This window comes from Massilia niabensis (assembly GCF_042655085.1).
GTDB lineage: Bacteria > Pseudomonadota > Gammaproteobacteria > Burkholderiales > Burkholderiaceae_D > Telluria > Telluria niabensis.
The window spans coordinates 1,021,525-1,037,562 of record NZ_JBHSMU010000015.1 but is presented as its reverse complement, the minus strand read 5'-3'; the positions used below and the strand labels follow the sequence as shown (position 1 = coordinate 1,037,562).

The 16,038-nt window shown below is 62.6% G+C and carries 12 protein-coding genes and 1 tRNA gene; 6 read left to right on the top strand and 7 right to left on the bottom strand.

Annotated elements, in window-relative coordinates; genetic code table 11:
• Positions 1-723 precede the first annotated feature (723 nt).
• Together ACFPN5_RS19055 and traI are read left to right on the top strand one after the other, a co-directional pair.
• Positions 724-903, top strand: coding sequence for a hypothetical protein (locus tag ACFPN5_RS19055; RefSeq protein WP_379785364.1), 180 nt, complete (start codon positions 724-726; stop codon positions 901-903).
• Positions 904-919: 16 nt separating this feature from the next.
• On the top strand, positions 920-2,851 hold the full coding sequence (gene traI / locus ACFPN5_RS19050; protein WP_379785363.1) for a TraI/MobA(P) family conjugative relaxase: 1,932 nt from the start codon (positions 920-922) through the stop codon (positions 2,849-2,851).
• 203 nt (positions 2,852-3,054) lie between these two features.
• Here the strand turns inward: traI and ACFPN5_RS19045 are convergent.
• Positions 3,055-3,131, bottom strand: a tRNA-Pro gene (locus tag ACFPN5_RS19045).
• Between the two features lie 85 nt (positions 3,132-3,216).
• A complete protein-coding gene (locus tag ACFPN5_RS19040; RefSeq protein ID WP_379785362.1) occupies positions 3,217-5,103 on the bottom strand; it encodes an MFS transporter in 1,887 nt (628 codons plus the stop codon).
• Between the two features lie 267 nt (positions 5,104-5,370).
• Here ACFPN5_RS19040 and ACFPN5_RS19035 point away from each other — a divergent pair, with 267 nt between their 5' ends.
• On the top strand, positions 5,371-5,583 hold the full coding sequence (locus tag ACFPN5_RS19035) for a hypothetical protein (protein WP_379785361.1): 213 nt from the start codon (positions 5,371-5,373) through the stop codon (positions 5,581-5,583).
• A 37-nt stretch (positions 5,584-5,620) separates the two neighbouring features.
• Here the strand turns inward: ACFPN5_RS19035 and ACFPN5_RS19030 are convergent, their stop codons facing one another.
• Together ACFPN5_RS19030 and ACFPN5_RS19025 are read right to left on the bottom strand one after the other, a co-directional pair.
• The gene (locus tag ACFPN5_RS19030; RefSeq protein WP_379785359.1) at positions 5,621-6,940 is read right to left on the bottom strand and encodes a homoserine dehydrogenase; all 1,320 of its coding nucleotides are present in this window, start codon (positions 6,938-6,940) and stop codon (positions 5,621-5,623) included.
• A gap of 32 nt (positions 6,941-6,972) precedes the next feature.
• Positions 6,973-8,199: a pyridoxal phosphate-dependent aminotransferase gene (locus ACFPN5_RS19025; RefSeq protein WP_379785358.1), complete on the bottom strand. Its 1,227-nt coding sequence runs from the start codon at positions 8,197-8,199 to the stop codon at positions 6,973-6,975.
• A gap of 162 nt (positions 8,200-8,361) precedes the next feature.
• Between ACFPN5_RS19025 and ACFPN5_RS19020 the strand changes: the two genes are divergently transcribed.
• From ACFPN5_RS19020 to ACFPN5_RS19010, 3 genes are all read left to right on the top strand, one after another.
• Positions 8,362-8,748, top strand: a complete 387-nt coding sequence (locus ACFPN5_RS19020) for an Mth938-like domain-containing protein (RefSeq protein ID WP_379785357.1) — start codon at positions 8,362-8,364, stop codon at positions 8,746-8,748.
• 193 nt (positions 8,749-8,941) lie between these two features.
• On the top strand, positions 8,942-9,412 hold the full coding sequence (locus ACFPN5_RS19015) for a peroxiredoxin (RefSeq protein ID WP_379785356.1): 471 nt from the start codon (positions 8,942-8,944) through the stop codon (positions 9,410-9,412).
• A gap of 215 nt (positions 9,413-9,627) precedes the next feature.
• Complete coding sequence (locus tag ACFPN5_RS19010; RefSeq protein WP_379785355.1) at positions 9,628-11,409, top strand: PhoH family protein; 1,782 nt, start codon at positions 9,628-9,630, stop codon at positions 11,407-11,409.
• A 69-nt stretch (positions 11,410-11,478) separates the two neighbouring features.
• Here the strand turns inward: ACFPN5_RS19010 and ACFPN5_RS19005 are convergent, their stop codons facing one another.
• The 3 genes from ACFPN5_RS19005 to ACFPN5_RS18995 all read right to left on the bottom strand — a co-directional run bounded on the left by ACFPN5_RS19005 (position 11,479) and on the right by ACFPN5_RS18995 (position 16,016).
• The gene (locus ACFPN5_RS19005; protein ID WP_379785354.1) at positions 11,479-14,205 is read right to left on the bottom strand and encodes a bifunctional diguanylate cyclase/phosphodiesterase; all 2,727 of its coding nucleotides are present in this window, start codon (positions 14,203-14,205) and stop codon (positions 11,479-11,481) included.
• A gap of 149 nt (positions 14,206-14,354) precedes the next feature.
• On the bottom strand, positions 14,355-15,365 hold the full coding sequence (locus tag ACFPN5_RS19000) for an inorganic phosphate transporter (protein ID WP_379785353.1): 1,011 nt from the start codon (positions 15,363-15,365) through the stop codon (positions 14,355-14,357).
• A 24-nt stretch (positions 15,366-15,389) separates the two neighbouring features.
• The gene (locus ACFPN5_RS18995) at positions 15,390-16,016 is read right to left on the bottom strand and encodes a DUF47 domain-containing protein (protein WP_379785352.1); all 627 of its coding nucleotides are present in this window, start codon (positions 16,014-16,016) and stop codon (positions 15,390-15,392) included.
• Between the last annotated feature and the right edge of the window lie 22 nt (positions 16,017-16,038).

The following is a 16,038-nucleotide window of genomic DNA, read 5'->3' as shown; positions in this document are numbered from 1 at the left end:
TCCTACTTTATACCGTTGTTATATGCCTGATGACAATATTTTTATTTGCAACAATTCCTAACTGTCGTGTTATCTGAGGAATAGTCGAGACGATGGCAAGTTCCGTACACTTAGAGCGAGGAAGAACGCCGTTCACATACCGGCAAACGATGACTGGCCAATTATGTGGATATAGCAGTTGACACGCAGCATGCCATAGCGACGCAGCAACGATGTCATTTTTTTAGATCAACCGATGTTTCTTCATTTAGTAAATAAAAGCTTCCTGCGGGGAATACCCGCTTGCTGTTTAACGTGCAGACGATTGAAGCTATGCATCGGAGATCGAGAGAATAGGTGCACGTTTGCCACGTCAGCTAGACCATATACCATCGCTTACATTCGTTTCACCGTGATAGAACTTGGGTAGCAGACGTTCGGCATGCGCCTGAATACAGTGTCTAGGACCAACGAAACAGGATGAGCTCTTCGCATGTGATCCATTAGGTACGTATAGCTCCGATATAGACGATGAAGGTCCTTGATCCAGTCGAGGAGCGACCGAAGTCCGATTGGTATCCTACCTTGGCGTAATCGACTCGCAGAGTCGGGCAGGATAGGTGAAGTAGGCCCACCCGCGCAGCGTGTGTTCCCCCTTCACTCCCCTTATTCGCACTTCGTGCTCAACGGGAATCCTGCTCTGCGAGGCCAGCCGGCTGCCGCCGGCAACTTCGGAGGTAGGCAATGAGGCAGAGAAGCACAGGCAAGAAAACGCCGCTGGTCACGGTTACGGCCTGCCGCAAGAATGCGCGCAGCTGTAGGCGTGACCTGCTGGCGAAGTTGAAGGCGAACCAGAACGAGCTGCCAGACGTGGTCCGGACCGTGGCGGCCCTGCGCGACGGGATTGAACGATTTAGCGGCTAAAGTGGACGCTCTGGCCATGATCGCGAAGCACATCGCAATGAACGCCGCAGTGAAGAGCAGCTTCGCCAAGCTGGTTCGCTACCTGACCGACGCGCAGGGCAAACAAGTGCGGACGGGCGCGGTCCGGATCACCAACTGCTTCAATGACTCGGCAGACGTCGCTGCGCTGGAGGTGCTCAACACGCAGATGATGAACACCAGGTCCACAGCCGACAAAACCTATCACCTGATCATTAGTTTTCGCGCAGACGAACGCCCTGATGCGGCGACGCTGGCGGCAATCGAGGACCGCCTTTGCGACGGGCTTGGGTTCGCGGGGCACCAGCGGGTCAGTGTGGTGCACGACGACACCGACAACCTGCACCTGCACGTTGCCATCAACAAGATCCACCCGACGCGCTACACGATCCGGGAGCCGTTCCACGCCTACCGGATCCTGGCCAAACTTTGCGACAAGCTTGAAAACGAGTTTGGCCTGCAGAAGGACAACCACACGCCACGGCAAGTGGGGGCGGAGAACCGCGCCTCGGACATGGAACACCATTCGGGTATCGAAAGCCTGCTTGGCTGGATCAAGCGTGAGTGCAAGGAGAAAATGCTGGGCACCCAATCGTGGGACCAGCTGCACGCGGTGCTTGCCGAAAACGGGCTGCAGATACTCCCACGTGCGAATGGACTAGTGATCACCGCCGACAACGGGACCACGGTCAAGGCGAGCTCGGTGGCGCGCGAATTTTCCAAGCCGAGGCTGGAGTTGCGGTTTGGGCCCTTCCAAGCGGCGCCCAGGCTGCAGGCTTTACCCAAGCCGGCCCGCCGATACAAGAAGCAGCCGCTGGTATCGGGTGTGGGCACCACGGAACTGTATGCGCGGTATCGGGCGGCGCAGGAGGACGCCCTTGACTGCCGCGCGCGCGAACAGGAACAGGCGTGCGCCCGCAAGGAGCGACGCATCGAGACTGCAAAGCGCAGCGTGCACCTGAAACGCGCTGCCATTAAGCTTGCCCCAATGCCGCGACCAGCGAAGAAACTGATGTACAGCGCCCTCGCCCGTGCACTGGGCGAAGAGATAGCGGCCGTCCAGGGCCTGTACCGGCGCGAACGCCAGGCCATCGATCGAAAGCATCGCCGGTCCCAGTGGACGGACTGGCTGCGACGCGAGGCGGAAACGGGCGACCTCCAGGCGCTGGCTGCACTGCGCGGACGCAAGCGCCAAGGCGACCTGGCAGGCAATACCGTCACCGGATCCGCCCCACCGCATCGGCCGCTCCCACCCATTGGCCACGACAGCGTGACTCGAAAGGGCACGATCATCTACCGCGTCGGCAACGGCGCGATACGGGACGACGGCGCCAGGCTCAAGGTCTCCAGTGACGCGGACCAGGCCGTGGTGCACTGCGCGCTGCAGATGGCGATCGCGCGGTACGGCGAGCGGATCGCGGTCAACGGGTCGGATGCTTTCAAGGAGCAGATCCTCACGGTGGCAGTCGCCGGGAGCCTGCGCGTCACTTTCGCCGATGCTGGGCTGGAGCAGCGCCGCTTGCAGCTCCGTGCATCGACGACAACCACGGATAGCAGGCCTTCGGAGGGCGGCAACGCGACACCACCCACGCAAGAGGCTCTGTCCCGAAGCGGACCGTTGGCGACGGTCGGCTATGACAGTACCAGCGGCGCAGCCGGCAGATACATCGCCGAGCGAGAACAAAAAAGAGTCGATGGCTTCGACATACTGAAGCATGCTCGATACACCGCTCTTGACGCCGGGGCTGCCGCCTATGCAGGCACGCGCCGGGTTGACGGCCAAGTGTTGGCGTTGCTCAGGCAGGGCAACCAAGTGAAGGTGCTCGAAGTCGACGCAGCGACCGCGCAGCGCTTGGGGCGACTGCCGCTGGGCGCGCGGGTGGACGTGAGCACCCTGGGTGTGATTAGGGCGAAGGGACGGAGCAGATGACTGTCGGACTCAACAACGTAGTCGACCCACAGGGGCACGGTGGCAAGCTTTTTCCTGTACTGGCCGCGTACGCCGCTCTATTCCGCATGACCATGCTGGCGCGAACCGGGTCATTCGAATGTCGGTGTACCCATTGGTGTACCCATTGGGCTCAGCGGCCGGAAATGAAAAAGGGCTAGCTTTCGCTAACCCTTTGAATTCATTGGTCGGGGCGAGAGGATTCGAACCTCCGACCCCATGCACCCCATGCATGTACGCTACCAGGCTGCGCTACGCCCCGACTAGCCAGCAATTATACCCGAGACAGAAATTTTTTCTTGGGTTTTTGTCATACCCGCTGCGGGTAGGGCGATCTCGTGCCGCAGCTACTTCCAATCCCCCCTCAGCCCCTTTACCTGCTCGTGCAGGTACTCCGGTGTCGCCTGCTGCGGCGGCACCGGCACGCCCACCGCCAGCGCCAGCTTCGAGCGCCAGCCGCGCGCGAACGAGCGTTCGAACAGGTTGCCCGGGTCGCGGGTGAACACGCTGCCCCACAGGCCGCGTAACGCCATCGGAATCACGGGTACACGGCTGCGTTCGACGATTTTTGCGACGCCGCCTCGGAACTCGTTCATCTCGCCGGTCGAGGTCAACTTCCCTTCCGGGAAGATGCAGACCAGGTCGCCCTGGTGCAGCGCCTCGGCGATGTCAATGTAGGCCCGCTCCATCAGGAACGGGTCTTCCTTTGCCGGTGCGATCGGGATCGCTTTCGCGGTACGGAAGATCCAGCCCAGCAGCGGCATCTTGAAGATGCGGTGGTCCATCACGAAGCGGATCGGGCGCGGGCTGGCGGCGCCGATCACGATCGCGTCGACATAGCTGACGTGATTGCAAACGAGTACCGCCGGTCCCTCGTCCGGGATGCGCTCGACGTCCACCGTGTGCACGCGGTGGATCGTGTGGATCAGGAGCCAGGCGAGGAAGCGCATCAGGAATTCGGGCACCAGCGAGAAGATGTAGACCGCGACTGCCGCGTTCAGCAGGGCGGTCACCAGGAACATTTCCGGGATCGAAAAGCCCTGCCCCAGCAGCACGATCGCCACCCCGGCCGCCGCGACCATGAAGATGGCGTTCAGGATGTTCATCCCGGCAATGGTGCGCGAGACGTGCTTCGGGTCGCAGCGCGTCTGGATCAGCGCGAACAGCGGCACGATGAAGAAGCCGCCGAACACCCCGATGAGGACCAGGTCGGCCAGGATGCGCAGGCTGCCCGGCAGCGCCAGCAGGGCCAAGGCGTCGACCGTCGCGGTATTCGTGTAGGCCAGGCTGGCGAAATACAGGTCGATGCCGAACACCGACAGGCCGATCGAGCCGAACGGCACCAGTCCGATCTCGACCTTGCGGCCCGACAGTTTCTCGCACAGGAGCGAGCCGACACCGATGCCCAACGAGAACACCGTCAGCAGCAGCACGAAGACGCTGTGGTCGCCGTGCATATAATCCTTGGCGTAGACGGGGAACTGCGACAGCACCAGTGCGCCATAGAACCAGAACCAGGAGTTGCCGAGCATCGAGAGGAACACCGTGCGGTTCTGCGCGGAGAAACGCAGGTTGCGCACCGACTCGGCCAGGAAATTGTGGGTGATGCGCAGTTCCGGCGCCGGCGCCGGGGAGTGCGGAATGCGCCAGCTCGCTGCCACTCCGATGAGCGCCATCAGCAGGCAGGCCCCGGCCACGAGTTCGATGCCGAACGGTTTATAGGCCACCAGCAGGGCGCCCGCCACTTCGCCGAGCAGGATGCCGACAAAGGTGCCCATCTCGACGACGCCGTTGCCGCCCACCAATTCTTCGGGTTTGAGGTGCTGCGGCAGGTAGGCATATTTCACCGGGCCGAACAGCGTCGAGTGCACGCCCATGCCGACCACGGCGGCGATCAGGAGCCAGAGCGTATGGGTCATCCAGCCGACCGCGGCCAATAACATGATCGCCACTTCGAGCAGCTTGACGATGCGCGCCAGCCTGCCCTTCTCGACCTTGTCGGCGATCTGGCCGGCGGTGGCCGAAAAGATGACGTAGGGCAGGATGAACAGGCCCGGGATCAGGTTGTTGAGGAAGCCCGGTTCGAGGTCGGTCCAGGAAAGTGCGTCATAGGTCAGCGCGACGATCAGCGCGGTCTTGAACAGGTTGTCGTTGAAGGCGCCGAGGAACTGGGTCCAGAAGAACGGCGCAAAGCGGCGTTGCGACAGCAGGGAAAACTGGCTCGACTGGCTCATGCGAAGTGTGTGTTGTGAAGAGATGCATAATCTACGTCGGCATCAAGGATGGAACAATGATCGATTGTTCCAGATCATTCCCATGACACCGGCGTAGCGCGAACTGCTACCTGGAGGAGCGCCTGGCGATACCTTCCACTTCACCATTGACAAGTGTATCTTTCTTCGGGGCGGGAACTACCATGGCCGTAGGAAAGATGTTTGACCCGTCACAAGAATCGTGCAGGCACGGCTTGTTGTGCACCGCAGCGTGAGTAGAATGCACGCATGAATTCGCACAACCTCCAATCCATCCAGCACAGCACGCCAGACGCGCTGTTTGACGACATCGAGCAAGAGTTGCTCGCTCTCACCACCGCTTCGCTCGACAACGATGGCGACGACCTGCCCGCCCCCATCGTCGACGAATTCGCCACCGAATTCCTGGTCGAGCTGAGTCGTCCGCCATGTGCGGGCAAGCCGCCGTTTGCAAGGGATTAGCTCAGCCACTTAGCTCAGCTATATTACCCCACCCGCGTCAGCTCAAGGTCTCCAGCCTGATCCGGATCACCTTGCCCACCACCGAACTGAGTGCCTCGATGCGGGCAATGGCCGCGTCGACGTTCTTCTCTTGTGTCTCGTGCGTGATCATGATGATGTCGGTGCGGGCGTCGCCGCGGGCGCCCTTCTGCAACACGGCGTCGATCGAGATGCCGGCGTCGGCCAGGATGCGGGTCAGGTCGGCCATGACGCCGAGCTGGTCGTTGACATACACCCGCAGGTAATTGCTGGTCGTGATGTCCGACATCGGCAGGATCGCCACGTCGGTCATCTCGTTCGGCTGGAAGGCCAGGTGCGGCACCCGGCAATACGGGTCGACAGTGGCCAGGCGCGTCACGTCGACCAGGTCGGCGATCACGCTCGATGCGGTCGGCTCCGCACCGGCGCCCTTGCCGTAGTAGAGCGTGGAACCGACGGCGTCGGCCTCGACCAGCACCGCGTTCATCGCCCCTTCGACGTTGGCGATCAGGCGTTTCGTGGGGATCAGGGTCGGGTGCACGCGCAGTTCGATGCCCTCGACGCCGTCGACCACCGAGCGGCGCGTGATGCCGAGCAGCTTGATCCGGTAGCCCAGCTCCTCGGCGTAGCGGATGTCGTCAGCCTGCAGCGCGCTGATGCCTTCCACGTGGGCGCGCTCGAACTGCACCGGGATGCCGAAGGCGATGGCCGACATGATGGTGAGCTTGTGCGCGGCGTCCACGCCCTCGATGTCGAAGGTCGGATCGAGCTCGGCATAGCCGAGTTCCTGGGCCTGCTTGAGCACGACGTCGAAGTCGAGCCCCTTGTCGCGCATTTCCGAGAGGATGAAATTGGTGGTGCCGTTGATGATGCCGGCGACCGACTCGATGCGGTTGGCGGTCAGGCCTTCGCGCAGCGCCTTGATGATCGGCACCCCGCCGGCCACGGCCGCCTCGAAGGCGACCATGACGCCCTTTTCCTGGGCGGCGGCGAAGATCTCGTTGCCGTGCAGGGCCAGCAGCGCCTTGTTTGCCGTCACCACGTGCTTGCCGTTGGCAATCGCCCGCAGCACCAGCTCGCGCGGCAGCTCGTAGCCGCCGATCAGCTCGACGACGATCTGCACATCGGGGCTGTCGACCACCAGGAAAGGGTCGTCGACGATCTGGCATCCGCCGCCGGTGAGGCGAGCGGCGCGCTCGGTATTGCGGGCGGCGACCATCGTGATTTCGATTCCGCGGCCGGCGCGGCGGCGGATGTCTTCCTGGTTGCGCTGCAGGACGTTGAAGGTGCCCGCACCGACGGTGCCGATGCCAAGGAGGCCAACTTTGATGGGTTTCATGATCGATTCGTTATAGGTTGTAGCGCCGGTAGTTACCGAGCCTTGCGCCGGCGGTAGCCATCGAGGAAGCGTGCGATGCGGCCGCAGGCGTCTGTCAGGTCGTCGGAATTGGGCAGGAACACGAGGCGGAAATGGTCGGGCGCGATCCAGTTGAAGCCGGTGCCCTGCACCACCAACACCTTTTCCTCGCCCAGCAGGTCGCAAATGAATTGCTGGTCGTCGGCGATCGGATACATCGCCGGATCCAGGCGCGGGAACATGTACAGCGCCGCTTTTGGCTTGACGCAGGTAACGCCCGGGATATCGGTAAGCAGTTTGTGCGCGAGGTCGCGCTGCTTGAGCAGGCGCCCGCCGGGGCCGACCAGGTCGTTGATGCTCTGGTAGCCGCCGAGTGCGGTCTGGATCGCGAACTGGCCCGGCGCATTCGCGCACAGGCGCATCGAGGCGAGCATGTTCAGGCCATCGATATAGTCTCTCGCATGGCGTTTTTCACCGGAGACCACCATCCAGCCGGCGCGGTAGCCGCAGGAGCGGTAGTTCTTCGACAGGCCGTTCAGGGTCACGAACAGCACATCGTCGGCGAGGGAGGCGATCGAGTCGTGCTGTTCCCCGTCGTACAGCACCTTGTCGTAGATCTCGTCGGCGTAGACGATCAGGCTGTGCTGGCGCGCCAGCTCGACGATCTCGAGCAGCACCGCACGCGGATACAGCGCGCCGGTCGGGTTGTTCGGGTTGATGACGACGATCGCGCGCGTGTTCGGCGTGATCTTGCGGCGCATGTCAGCGATGTCCGGCATCCAGTCGGCCTGTTCATCGCAGATGTAATGCACCGGTGCGCCGCCGGCCAGGCTCACTGCCGCCGTCCACAGCGGATAATCGGGCGCCGGCACCAGCACCTCGTCGCCATTGTTCAGCAGGCCCTGCATCGCCATCACGATCAGTTCCGAAGCGCCATTGCCCAGGTAAATATCGTCGATGCCGACACCCGTGATTTTCTTTTGCTGGGTGTAATGCATGACCGCCTTGCGCGGTGCAAACAGGCCCTTCGAGTCGGTATAACCGGCCGCGCCGTGCATGTTGCGGATCATGTCCTGCATGATCTCGTCCGGCGGATCGAACCCGAACACGGCAAGGTTGCCAATGTTGAGTTTGATGATCTTGTGGCCATCGTCTTCCATCTGGCGTGCCTGGGCCAAAGCCGGGCCGCGGATCTCGTAGCACACTTCGTCGAGCTTGTTCGATTTCAGAATCGGTCGCAAATTGTCACCCTCGGTTGCCCGCATTGTTGCAGTGCGAAAAATACCCATTCTGCCGAAAGCTCACGATTTAAGCAACCTTGCAACTCGAGCGCTGGATTGCGACAGCAAACGTGACGAAAAGCTTACAATGGCAACCCCCTTACATCTATCGCGATTTCCCAGATGAAGCTCCACTCCGACAACAACCAGCAATACCAGACCGTGACCGGCTATGACGCCAGTGGTGTGGAAATCAATGCCCAGCGCTTCGACTACAGCCTCATCGTGATGCCGGAGACGCCGCCGCGCGCATGGGAAGTGACCCGCTTCGAGGACCTGGAAGCCGGCCATTTCGAGCAGATTGCTGCGGATGCACCGGACGTGGTCATCCTCGGCACCGGCGAGCGCCAGCGTTTCGTGCACCCGCGCCTGATCGCCAGCCTGTCGGGGCGCCACGTCGGGGTCGAGTCGATGGACAGCCAGGCCGCCTGCCGCACCTATAATGTGCTGATGGGCGAAGGCCGCAAGGTGACGCTGGCCCTGATCATTGAAAAGACTGCCGCAGCCTGAGCAAGATATCTCGGGGCATGGTTTCTTTCCTCCTTGAACTACGGGGTTTCGTCCGCATATCGAAACAGCTATTGACGAGTTGACATGTTAGACTGGCAGCGGTGTCGATGGCCGATTATGATGTGAGGGCACAGGACGGCATCAGGCCTGTCCTGCCCCAGATCTTGCATCAATACCAGTTCAGGAGAACCCCGTGGCCGACAGCCCCAGCGCAGCAACCGTCAATAACTTTTCCGCCTCCATGACCGGCGACCAGACCTTCCAGCTTGGCGGGCGTCCGGCAAAGTACACGGTGCTGTATTTCTACCCGAAGGACAACACCCCCGGCTGCACTACCGAAAGCATGGCCTTTCGCGACCGCCACGACGAGTTCCTGGCCGCCGGCACTGAAATCTATGGCATCAGCCGCGATTCGCTGCGCTCGCACGAAGGTTTCAAATCCAAGCTCGGCCTGCCCTTCGAACTGATCTCCGACCCGGAGGAACTGGTGTGCAACCAGTTCGGCGTCATGAAGATCAAGAACATGTATGGCAAGCAGGTCCGTGGAGTCGAGCGCAGTACGTTTGTCGTTGACGCTCACGGCCGATTGGTGAAAGAATGGCGTGGCGTGAAAGTCCCTGACCACGTCGATGAAGTGCTGGAATTTGTGAAGAGCCAGCCTTGAACGGTGGCTCCAGCCAATGAATTTTCTGGACGAACGAACCCGTCATTTTGAGTCAAAACCGTTTCATATCAGCATCAATTCAATCTGGCCTGCCAGGACCCTCCGGTTTTGGCCTGCGCCCCTCAGTGTTTTATCCAGTTGCATCTAATCCGCCCGGCAGCGCGTGTCACACCGCTGGCGCGAGGCGTCCTCCACTTTTTTAGATTGAGAACCTGATGCCACTACCAAAAATGCCTACCAAGCCGGCCACGCTGCTGCCGGTAAACGAATACCCCAAAGCCGAATCCGGCAAGTCTCCCGTGCGCGCGATTGCCGCAGCGCCGGTTGAGGCCGATCCTGTCGAAGACCTCATCAGTGGTAAAGCTGTCCCTGCTGCAAAATCGAACCGCGCCCGCAAAGCGAAAGCCACGCCGCTGGCGGCAGTCCCAACAAGCCAGGGCGATTCGTCCACCTGGCCGGCGCATGCCGAAACCGGCACCATCGCCAAGCTCAAGGAAACCGACCAGGACGAACCGCATCCGGCCAAGCACAAGCCGGTCGAAGTCAACGTCAAGTCCTCGGCCAGCCGCAAGGCCGACCGCTCGGGAAAGACCAAGGTGTTCGTGCTCGACACCAACGTGCTGATGCACGACCCAACGAGCCTGTTCCGTTTCGAGGAACACGACGTCTACCTGCCGATGATGACGCTCGAGGAACTCGACGACCACAAGAAAGGCATGTCGGAAGTGGCGCGTAACGCGCGCCAGGTCTCGCGCACGCTCGACGCCCTGATCGCCGACATCGACGATGACGGCATCGAAGCGGGCATCGAACTGTCCAAGCTGGGCAACAAGGATGCGAAGGGCCGCCTGTTCTTCCAGACGAAACTGCAGAACGGTCCCCTGCTGCCGGAGGGCCTGCCGGTCGGCAAGGCCGACAACCAGATCCTGGGCGTGGTGAAAGCGCTCGAGGCCGAACAGCCGGACCGCGCGATCGTGCTGGTGTCGAAAGACATCAACATGCGCATCAAGGCGCGCGCGCTGGGCCTGCCGGCGGAGGATTACTTCAACGACCACGTGCTGGAAGATACCGACCTGCTGTACTCGGGCATCGTCCAGCTGCCGAACGACTTCTGGGAAACGCATAGCAAGAACGTCGAATCCTGGCAGGAAAACAAGAACGGCAACTCGACCACCTTCTACCGCGTCAACGGCCCGGTGATCCAGAGCTTGCTGGTCAACCAGTTCGTCTATTTCGAACCGACGGGCCCCGGCGAAAGCCCGTTCTATGCGCAAGTGAAGGAACTCAACGGCAAGACGGCCGTCCTGCAGGTGTTGCGCGACTACAGCCACAACAAGAACAGCGTCTGGGGCATCACCGCCCGCAACCGCGAGCAGAACTTCGCGCTGAACCTGCTCATGAACCCGGAATGCGATTTCGTCACCCTGCTCGGCCAGGCCGGTACCGGCAAGACCCTGCTGGCCCTGGCCGCGGGCCTGGCGCAGGTGCTCGAGACCAAGCTGTACAACGAGATCATCGTGACCCGCGTGACGGTGCCGGTGGGCGAAGACATCGGTTTCCTGCCGGGCACCGAGGAAGAGAAGATGTCGCCATGGATGGGCGCTTTCGACGACAACCTGGAAGTGCTGAACAAGTCCGACAGCGACGCCGGCGACTGGGGCCGCGCCGCAACGCAGGACCTGATCCGCTCGCGCATCAAGATCAAGTCGCTCAACTTCATGCGTGGCCGTACCTTTGTGAACAAGTTCCTGATCATCGACGAGGCGCAGAACCTGACGCCGAAGCAGGTGAAGACGCTGGTCACGCGCGCCGGTCCCGGCACCAAGATCCTGTGCCTGGGTAACATCGCCCAGATCGACACGCCTTACCTGACCGAAGGCTCGAGCGGCCTGACCTATGTGGTCGACCGCTTCAAGGGCTGGTCGCACAGCGGGCACGTGACGCTGGCACGCGGCGAGCGCTCGCGCCTTGCGGATCACGCGAGCGACGTGTTGTAAGCTACGCCGCTTCAATAAAAAACCTGCGCGCCGAAAGGTCCGCAGGTTTTTTTTCGTCCGCCGCTCGTGTTACGGCTTGGGCGTGATCGGCGGCTGGAACTCGCGCCGGCCCTCCGGCTGGCGTTCGCCCGGCGGCACGGGGTGGGAAAAGAAATAGCCCTGCCCTTCGTCGCAGCCCAGCGTCCTGAGCAGCTGCATCTGCTTGCGGCTCTCCACGCCCTCGGCCACCACTTTCATCCCGAGCGCGTGCGCCATGGCGATCATCGAAGCGATCAGCGCGTCGCCGTCCGGGTGCTCGATCCGCAGCACGAAGGCGCGATCGATCTTGAGGACGTCGAAATGCAGCTTTTGCAGCTGGGACAGCGACGAGTAGCCGGTGCCGAAGTCGTCGATGCAGAGTTTGATCCCGAGCTCGCGCAGCTGGCGAAACACGGCCGACTCGCCGATGCCCTCCTGCATCATCGACGACTCGGTCACCTCGATTTCCAGCAGCGCGGGGTCGATACCGTAGCGTTCGATTACGTCGCGAAACAGGGCCAGGATGTCGGATTGGCTGAACTGCCGCGGCGAGACGTTGACCGAAACCGGCACCAGGGTCGTGCCGTCGGCCGCCCACTCGACCAGCTGGCGGCAGACGCTGTCGAGCACCTGTTCGCCCAGCTGCACGATGAGGCCGGTTTCCTCCAGCAGCGGGATGAAGCGGTCCGGCCCGGTCAGGCCCTGGCCCGGGCGTTCCCAGCGCACCAGTGCCTCCATGCTCGATGTCCCGCCGCCGGCGAGGTCCACGCGCGGCTGGTAATGGACCACGAACTGGTGCAGGTCGAGCGCGCGCCGCAGTTCCAGTTCCGTCTCCAGCCGGGTACGGATCGCCTCGAAAAAGCGCGACTGGAAAAAGCGGTAGCTGCCCTTGCCTTCGGTCTTGGCCGAATACATCGCGATGTCCGCGTTCTTGAGCAGTGTCTGCGCATCGTCGCCATGCTCGGGAAACAGGCTGATCCCGATCGACGCGCCCAGCACATGGGTCGAGTGCTGCAAATGAAAGCCGTCGCGGAAGGCCCCGAGCACGCGGCCGGCCACGTGCTCGACGTCGTCGGCGCCCTTGACATGCTCGAGCACGACCACGAATTCGTCGCCGCCGAGGCGCACCACGTGATCGAGCGGGCGCACCGCGACCGTCAGGCGCTTGGCGACGGTGCGCAGCAGCTCGTCACCGGCTGCGTGGCCAAGCACGTCGTTGACGGTCTTGAAGCCGTCGAGGTCGATGAACAGCACCGCCAGGGCGCGTCCGCTGTCGCGCGCGCGCTCGATCGCCTGCGGCAGGTACTGCTGGATCCAGTAGCGGTTCGGCAGGCCGGTCAGCTCGTCCGAGTTGCCCCTGCGCTCGAGTTCGGTCAAGTGCGCCTTCGACTCGCTGATGTCGCGGATCGTGACCGCCAGGTCGTCGCCGGCGCGCACGGCCTTGTAGCGGATCCATTCCGCCTTGAGCAAGGTGTCTGGCGCTCGCCCGACCGGGAGCTCACGGTCGTACAGCCCGGTGTCGAGCGCCTCGCACAGCCGTGCGCATGCCCTTCGGAAAACTTCACCCTTGTAGAACTCCGACAGGCGGTGCCCGATCAGGTCCCGGGGCTGCTTGCCGAACATGTCGGCGCCGTACTGGTTACAGTCGACGACCTCGAAGTCCGTCACGGTACCGTGCAGGTCGCGCAGCGGCCGGTTGATGAAAAAGCCTTCGCCCGCATCCTCGGTCGCCAGGCGGTAGGTGGCGCGGACCGTTTCGAGCTGGTGCCGCTTCCACTTGGCGTGCATGTAGAAGCTCGTCGCCAGCAGCGCGGCCAGCGTCAGCCAGGCCGTGTTCCACCACGCGGCATTCAGCGCCGCCCGGCGCTCGCCCCGGTAGCCCTCCAGCGCCGAGTACTCGTCGACGCCGACGATGCCGACCAGCCCCAGGTCGGGCATGCGCTGCCAGCCAACCACGCGCGTACGCCCGTCGGCAAACCAGCGCTTGCCGTCGAGCCGGGCTACGCCGCGCGCTGCGGCCGCGGGCACGGGGGCCAGCAGGAAGGGCTTGCGCGCCGTGTGGATCGTATTGCCGCTGCGGCTGGCGCGCAGCACGCCATCGGTTCCCGCCAGGGCGACGAAACCATAGTCACGCAGGATGGGCTCGGCGTAGTGCTGCGTGAAAAAAGACGGAAACACCGACAGCAGCACAATCCCGCCGAATCGCGAGCCGGGCATCACGCCGCCAGCGAGCAGCGGGCGCGAGAAGGCGATCACCTCGCGCTTCGACAGCTCGCCCTCCAGCGGCCCGCTCACGTACAAGCGGTCGGCGCCGGTGCGGCGGTGCTCTGTGAAATACGGCCGGTCGCCGAAATACCGGCCCACGGCGGGCGGGTGTGAGCTGGTCAGGACAACGCCGTTACGGTCGAGCAGTCCCACACCCGCGATGTAGTGCGTGGAAAAAATTCCAGCCTCGATGGTGCCGGCCAGGTCGGTCAGGCCGCCCGACACCGCCCAGTTATGGCGAAGCAGCAGCAGCAAGCGGTCGGTGTCGCCGATCGAGCGGCGCGTGCGGGTAGCAAAGCTGGACGTATAGGCCTCGACCTGCTGTGCCAGCTCGGCCTGCCGGTCGCGCTGCTCGTCCTCGAGGTGGCCGAGCACGACCGCCCACAGCACGGCACCGGCCAGCACCGCAATTACCGGCCACAACAGCAAGAGCGGCAGCCGCTGGCGCAGGAAGGACAGGAAGGGACGCAGGTGGTTGACCGCAACAAGACCGATCGCGGTTCCAGCCGGCATCGCCTTGTCGATACGCGAATCCATCCGTAAAAGAGTAACAGAGGAAGACCGAAAGGCGCGCCGTACATTGAACACAACAGGGCGAGGAACGCATGAAAAAAGCCCGGCAATGCCGGGCTCCAGTGGGGTACATGCAGCTGCAACGACAGTTACATGATCTTGGTACCGATCCACCAGGCGACCGCTGCCATGAAGGCCGATGCCGGGATGGTGAAGATCCATGCCCACACGATGCTGCCTGCCACGCCCCAGCGCACGGCCGAGGCCTTCTGCGAGGCGCCCACGCCGACGATGGCGCCGGTGATGGTGTGGGTGGTCGAGACCGGGATGCCGAAGAAGCTGGCCATCAGCAGTGTCATGGCGCCGCCGGTTTCGGCGCAGAAGCCGCCGACCGGTTTCAGTTTGGTGATCTTCTGACCCATGGTCTTGACGATGCGCCAGCCGCCGAACAGCGTGCCGAAGGCGATCGCCGCATAGCAGGAGATGATCACCCAGGCTGGTGGCAGCGCGTCGTCCGGGCTAGTCACGCCGGCCGCGATCAGCAGCATCCAGATGATACCCATGGTCTTCTGGGCGTCGTTGCCGCCGTGGCCGAGCGAGTAGCCGGCTGCCGAGACCAGCTGCAGGCGGCGGAACCAGACGTCGACCTTGCGCGGCGTCGACTTCACGAAGATCCACGCCACCAGCAGCATGATGACCGATCCCAGCACGAAGCCGAGCAAGGGCGCGATCACGATGAACATGACGGTCTTCAGCAGGCCCGCCGAGATCAGCGCGCCGGTGCCCGACTTCGCCACCGCGGCGCCGACCAGGCCGCCGATCAGCGCGTGCGACGACGAGGATGGAATGCCGTAGTACCAGGTGATGACGTTCCAGACGATGGCCCCGACCAGGGCCCCGAAGATCACGTAATGGTCGACCACGCCCGGGTCGATCGTGCCCTTGCCGATCGTTTGCGCCACCTTCATGCTGACCACGAAAATGGCGATGAAGTTGAAGAACGCGGCCATCGCGACAGCGGACTGGGGTTTCAGCACGCCGGTCGACACCACGGTGGCGATCGCATTCGCCGAGTCGTGGAAGCCGTTCATGAAGTCGAATATCAGTGCGAGCAGTACCAGCCCACCCAGCACCCAAATGCTGATAGTTAAATGTTCCATAGTTGTTCTTGTCCGGCCCGCGCGTTACGCGTTCTCGACGATGATGCCTTCGATGATGTTGGCCACATCTTCGCAGCGGTCGGTGACGGTCTCGAGGATCTCGTAGATCGCCTTCATCTTGATCAGGTTGCGCACGTCCGGCTCGTCGCGGAACAGCTTGCTCATGGCGGCGCGCATCACGTGGTCGGCGTCGGATTCGAGGCGGTCGATCTCTTCGCAGATGGCGACGATCTTCTGGGCGTTGCCCATGTCGTGCAGCAGGCCGACGGCGGCTTGCACGCGTTCGCAGCAGGCCAGGCACAGCTCGGCCAGGCGCTTCGCTTCCGGCGTGACGGCGTGCAGGTCGTACAGGGAGATGGTCTGGGCCGCGTCTTCCATCATGTCGAGGATGTCATCCATGCGCGTGATGAGCTTGTGGATGTCGTCGCGGTCGATCGGGGTAATGAAGGTCTTGTGCAGCAGGTCCACGCATGCGTAGGTGACCTTGTCCGCCTGCTTTTCGATGGTTTCCACGGCATGCGTACGCATTTCGAGGTCGTCGAAGTTGGTCATCAGGCCGACCATCTCGTGCGCACCCTTCACGCACAGCGCCGCGTGCTGGTTAAACAGGTCAAAAAACTTGCCCTCGGTGGGCATCAGGCGTCCAAACATTAAAGGTTCTCCGTTTTAAAAC

Coding starts and splice junctions, on each gene's coding strand:
- ACFPN5_RS19055 (WP_379785364.1), top strand. CDS start 724: ATGAGGCAGAGAAGCACAGGCAAGAAAACGCCGCTGGTCACGGTTACG.
- traI (WP_379785363.1), top strand. CDS start 920: ATGATCGCGAAGCACATCGCAATGAACGCCGCAGTGAAGAGCAGCTTC.
- ACFPN5_RS19040 (WP_379785362.1), bottom strand. CDS start 5,103: ATGAGCCAGTCGAGCCAGTTTTCCCTGCTGTCGCAACGCCGCTTTGCG.
- ACFPN5_RS19035 (WP_379785361.1), top strand. CDS start 5,371: ATGAATTCGCACAACCTCCAATCCATCCAGCACAGCACGCCAGACGCG.
- ACFPN5_RS19030 (WP_379785359.1), bottom strand. CDS start 6,940: ATGAAACCCATCAAAGTTGGCCTCCTTGGCATCGGCACCGTCGGTGCG.
- ACFPN5_RS19020 (WP_379785357.1), top strand. CDS start 8,362: ATGAAGCTCCACTCCGACAACAACCAGCAATACCAGACCGTGACCGGC.
- ACFPN5_RS19010 (WP_379785355.1), top strand. CDS start 9,628: ATGCCACTACCAAAAATGCCTACCAAGCCGGCCACGCTGCTGCCGGTA.
- ACFPN5_RS19005 (WP_379785354.1), bottom strand. CDS start 14,205: ATGCCGGCTGGAACCGCGATCGGTCTTGTTGCGGTCAACCACCTGCGT.
- ACFPN5_RS19000 (WP_379785353.1), bottom strand. CDS start 15,365: ATGGAACATTTAACTATCAGCATTTGGGTGCTGGGTGGGCTGGTACTG.
- ACFPN5_RS18995 (WP_379785352.1), bottom strand. CDS start 16,016: ATGTTTGGACGCCTGATGCCCACCGAGGGCAAGTTTTTTGACCTGTTT.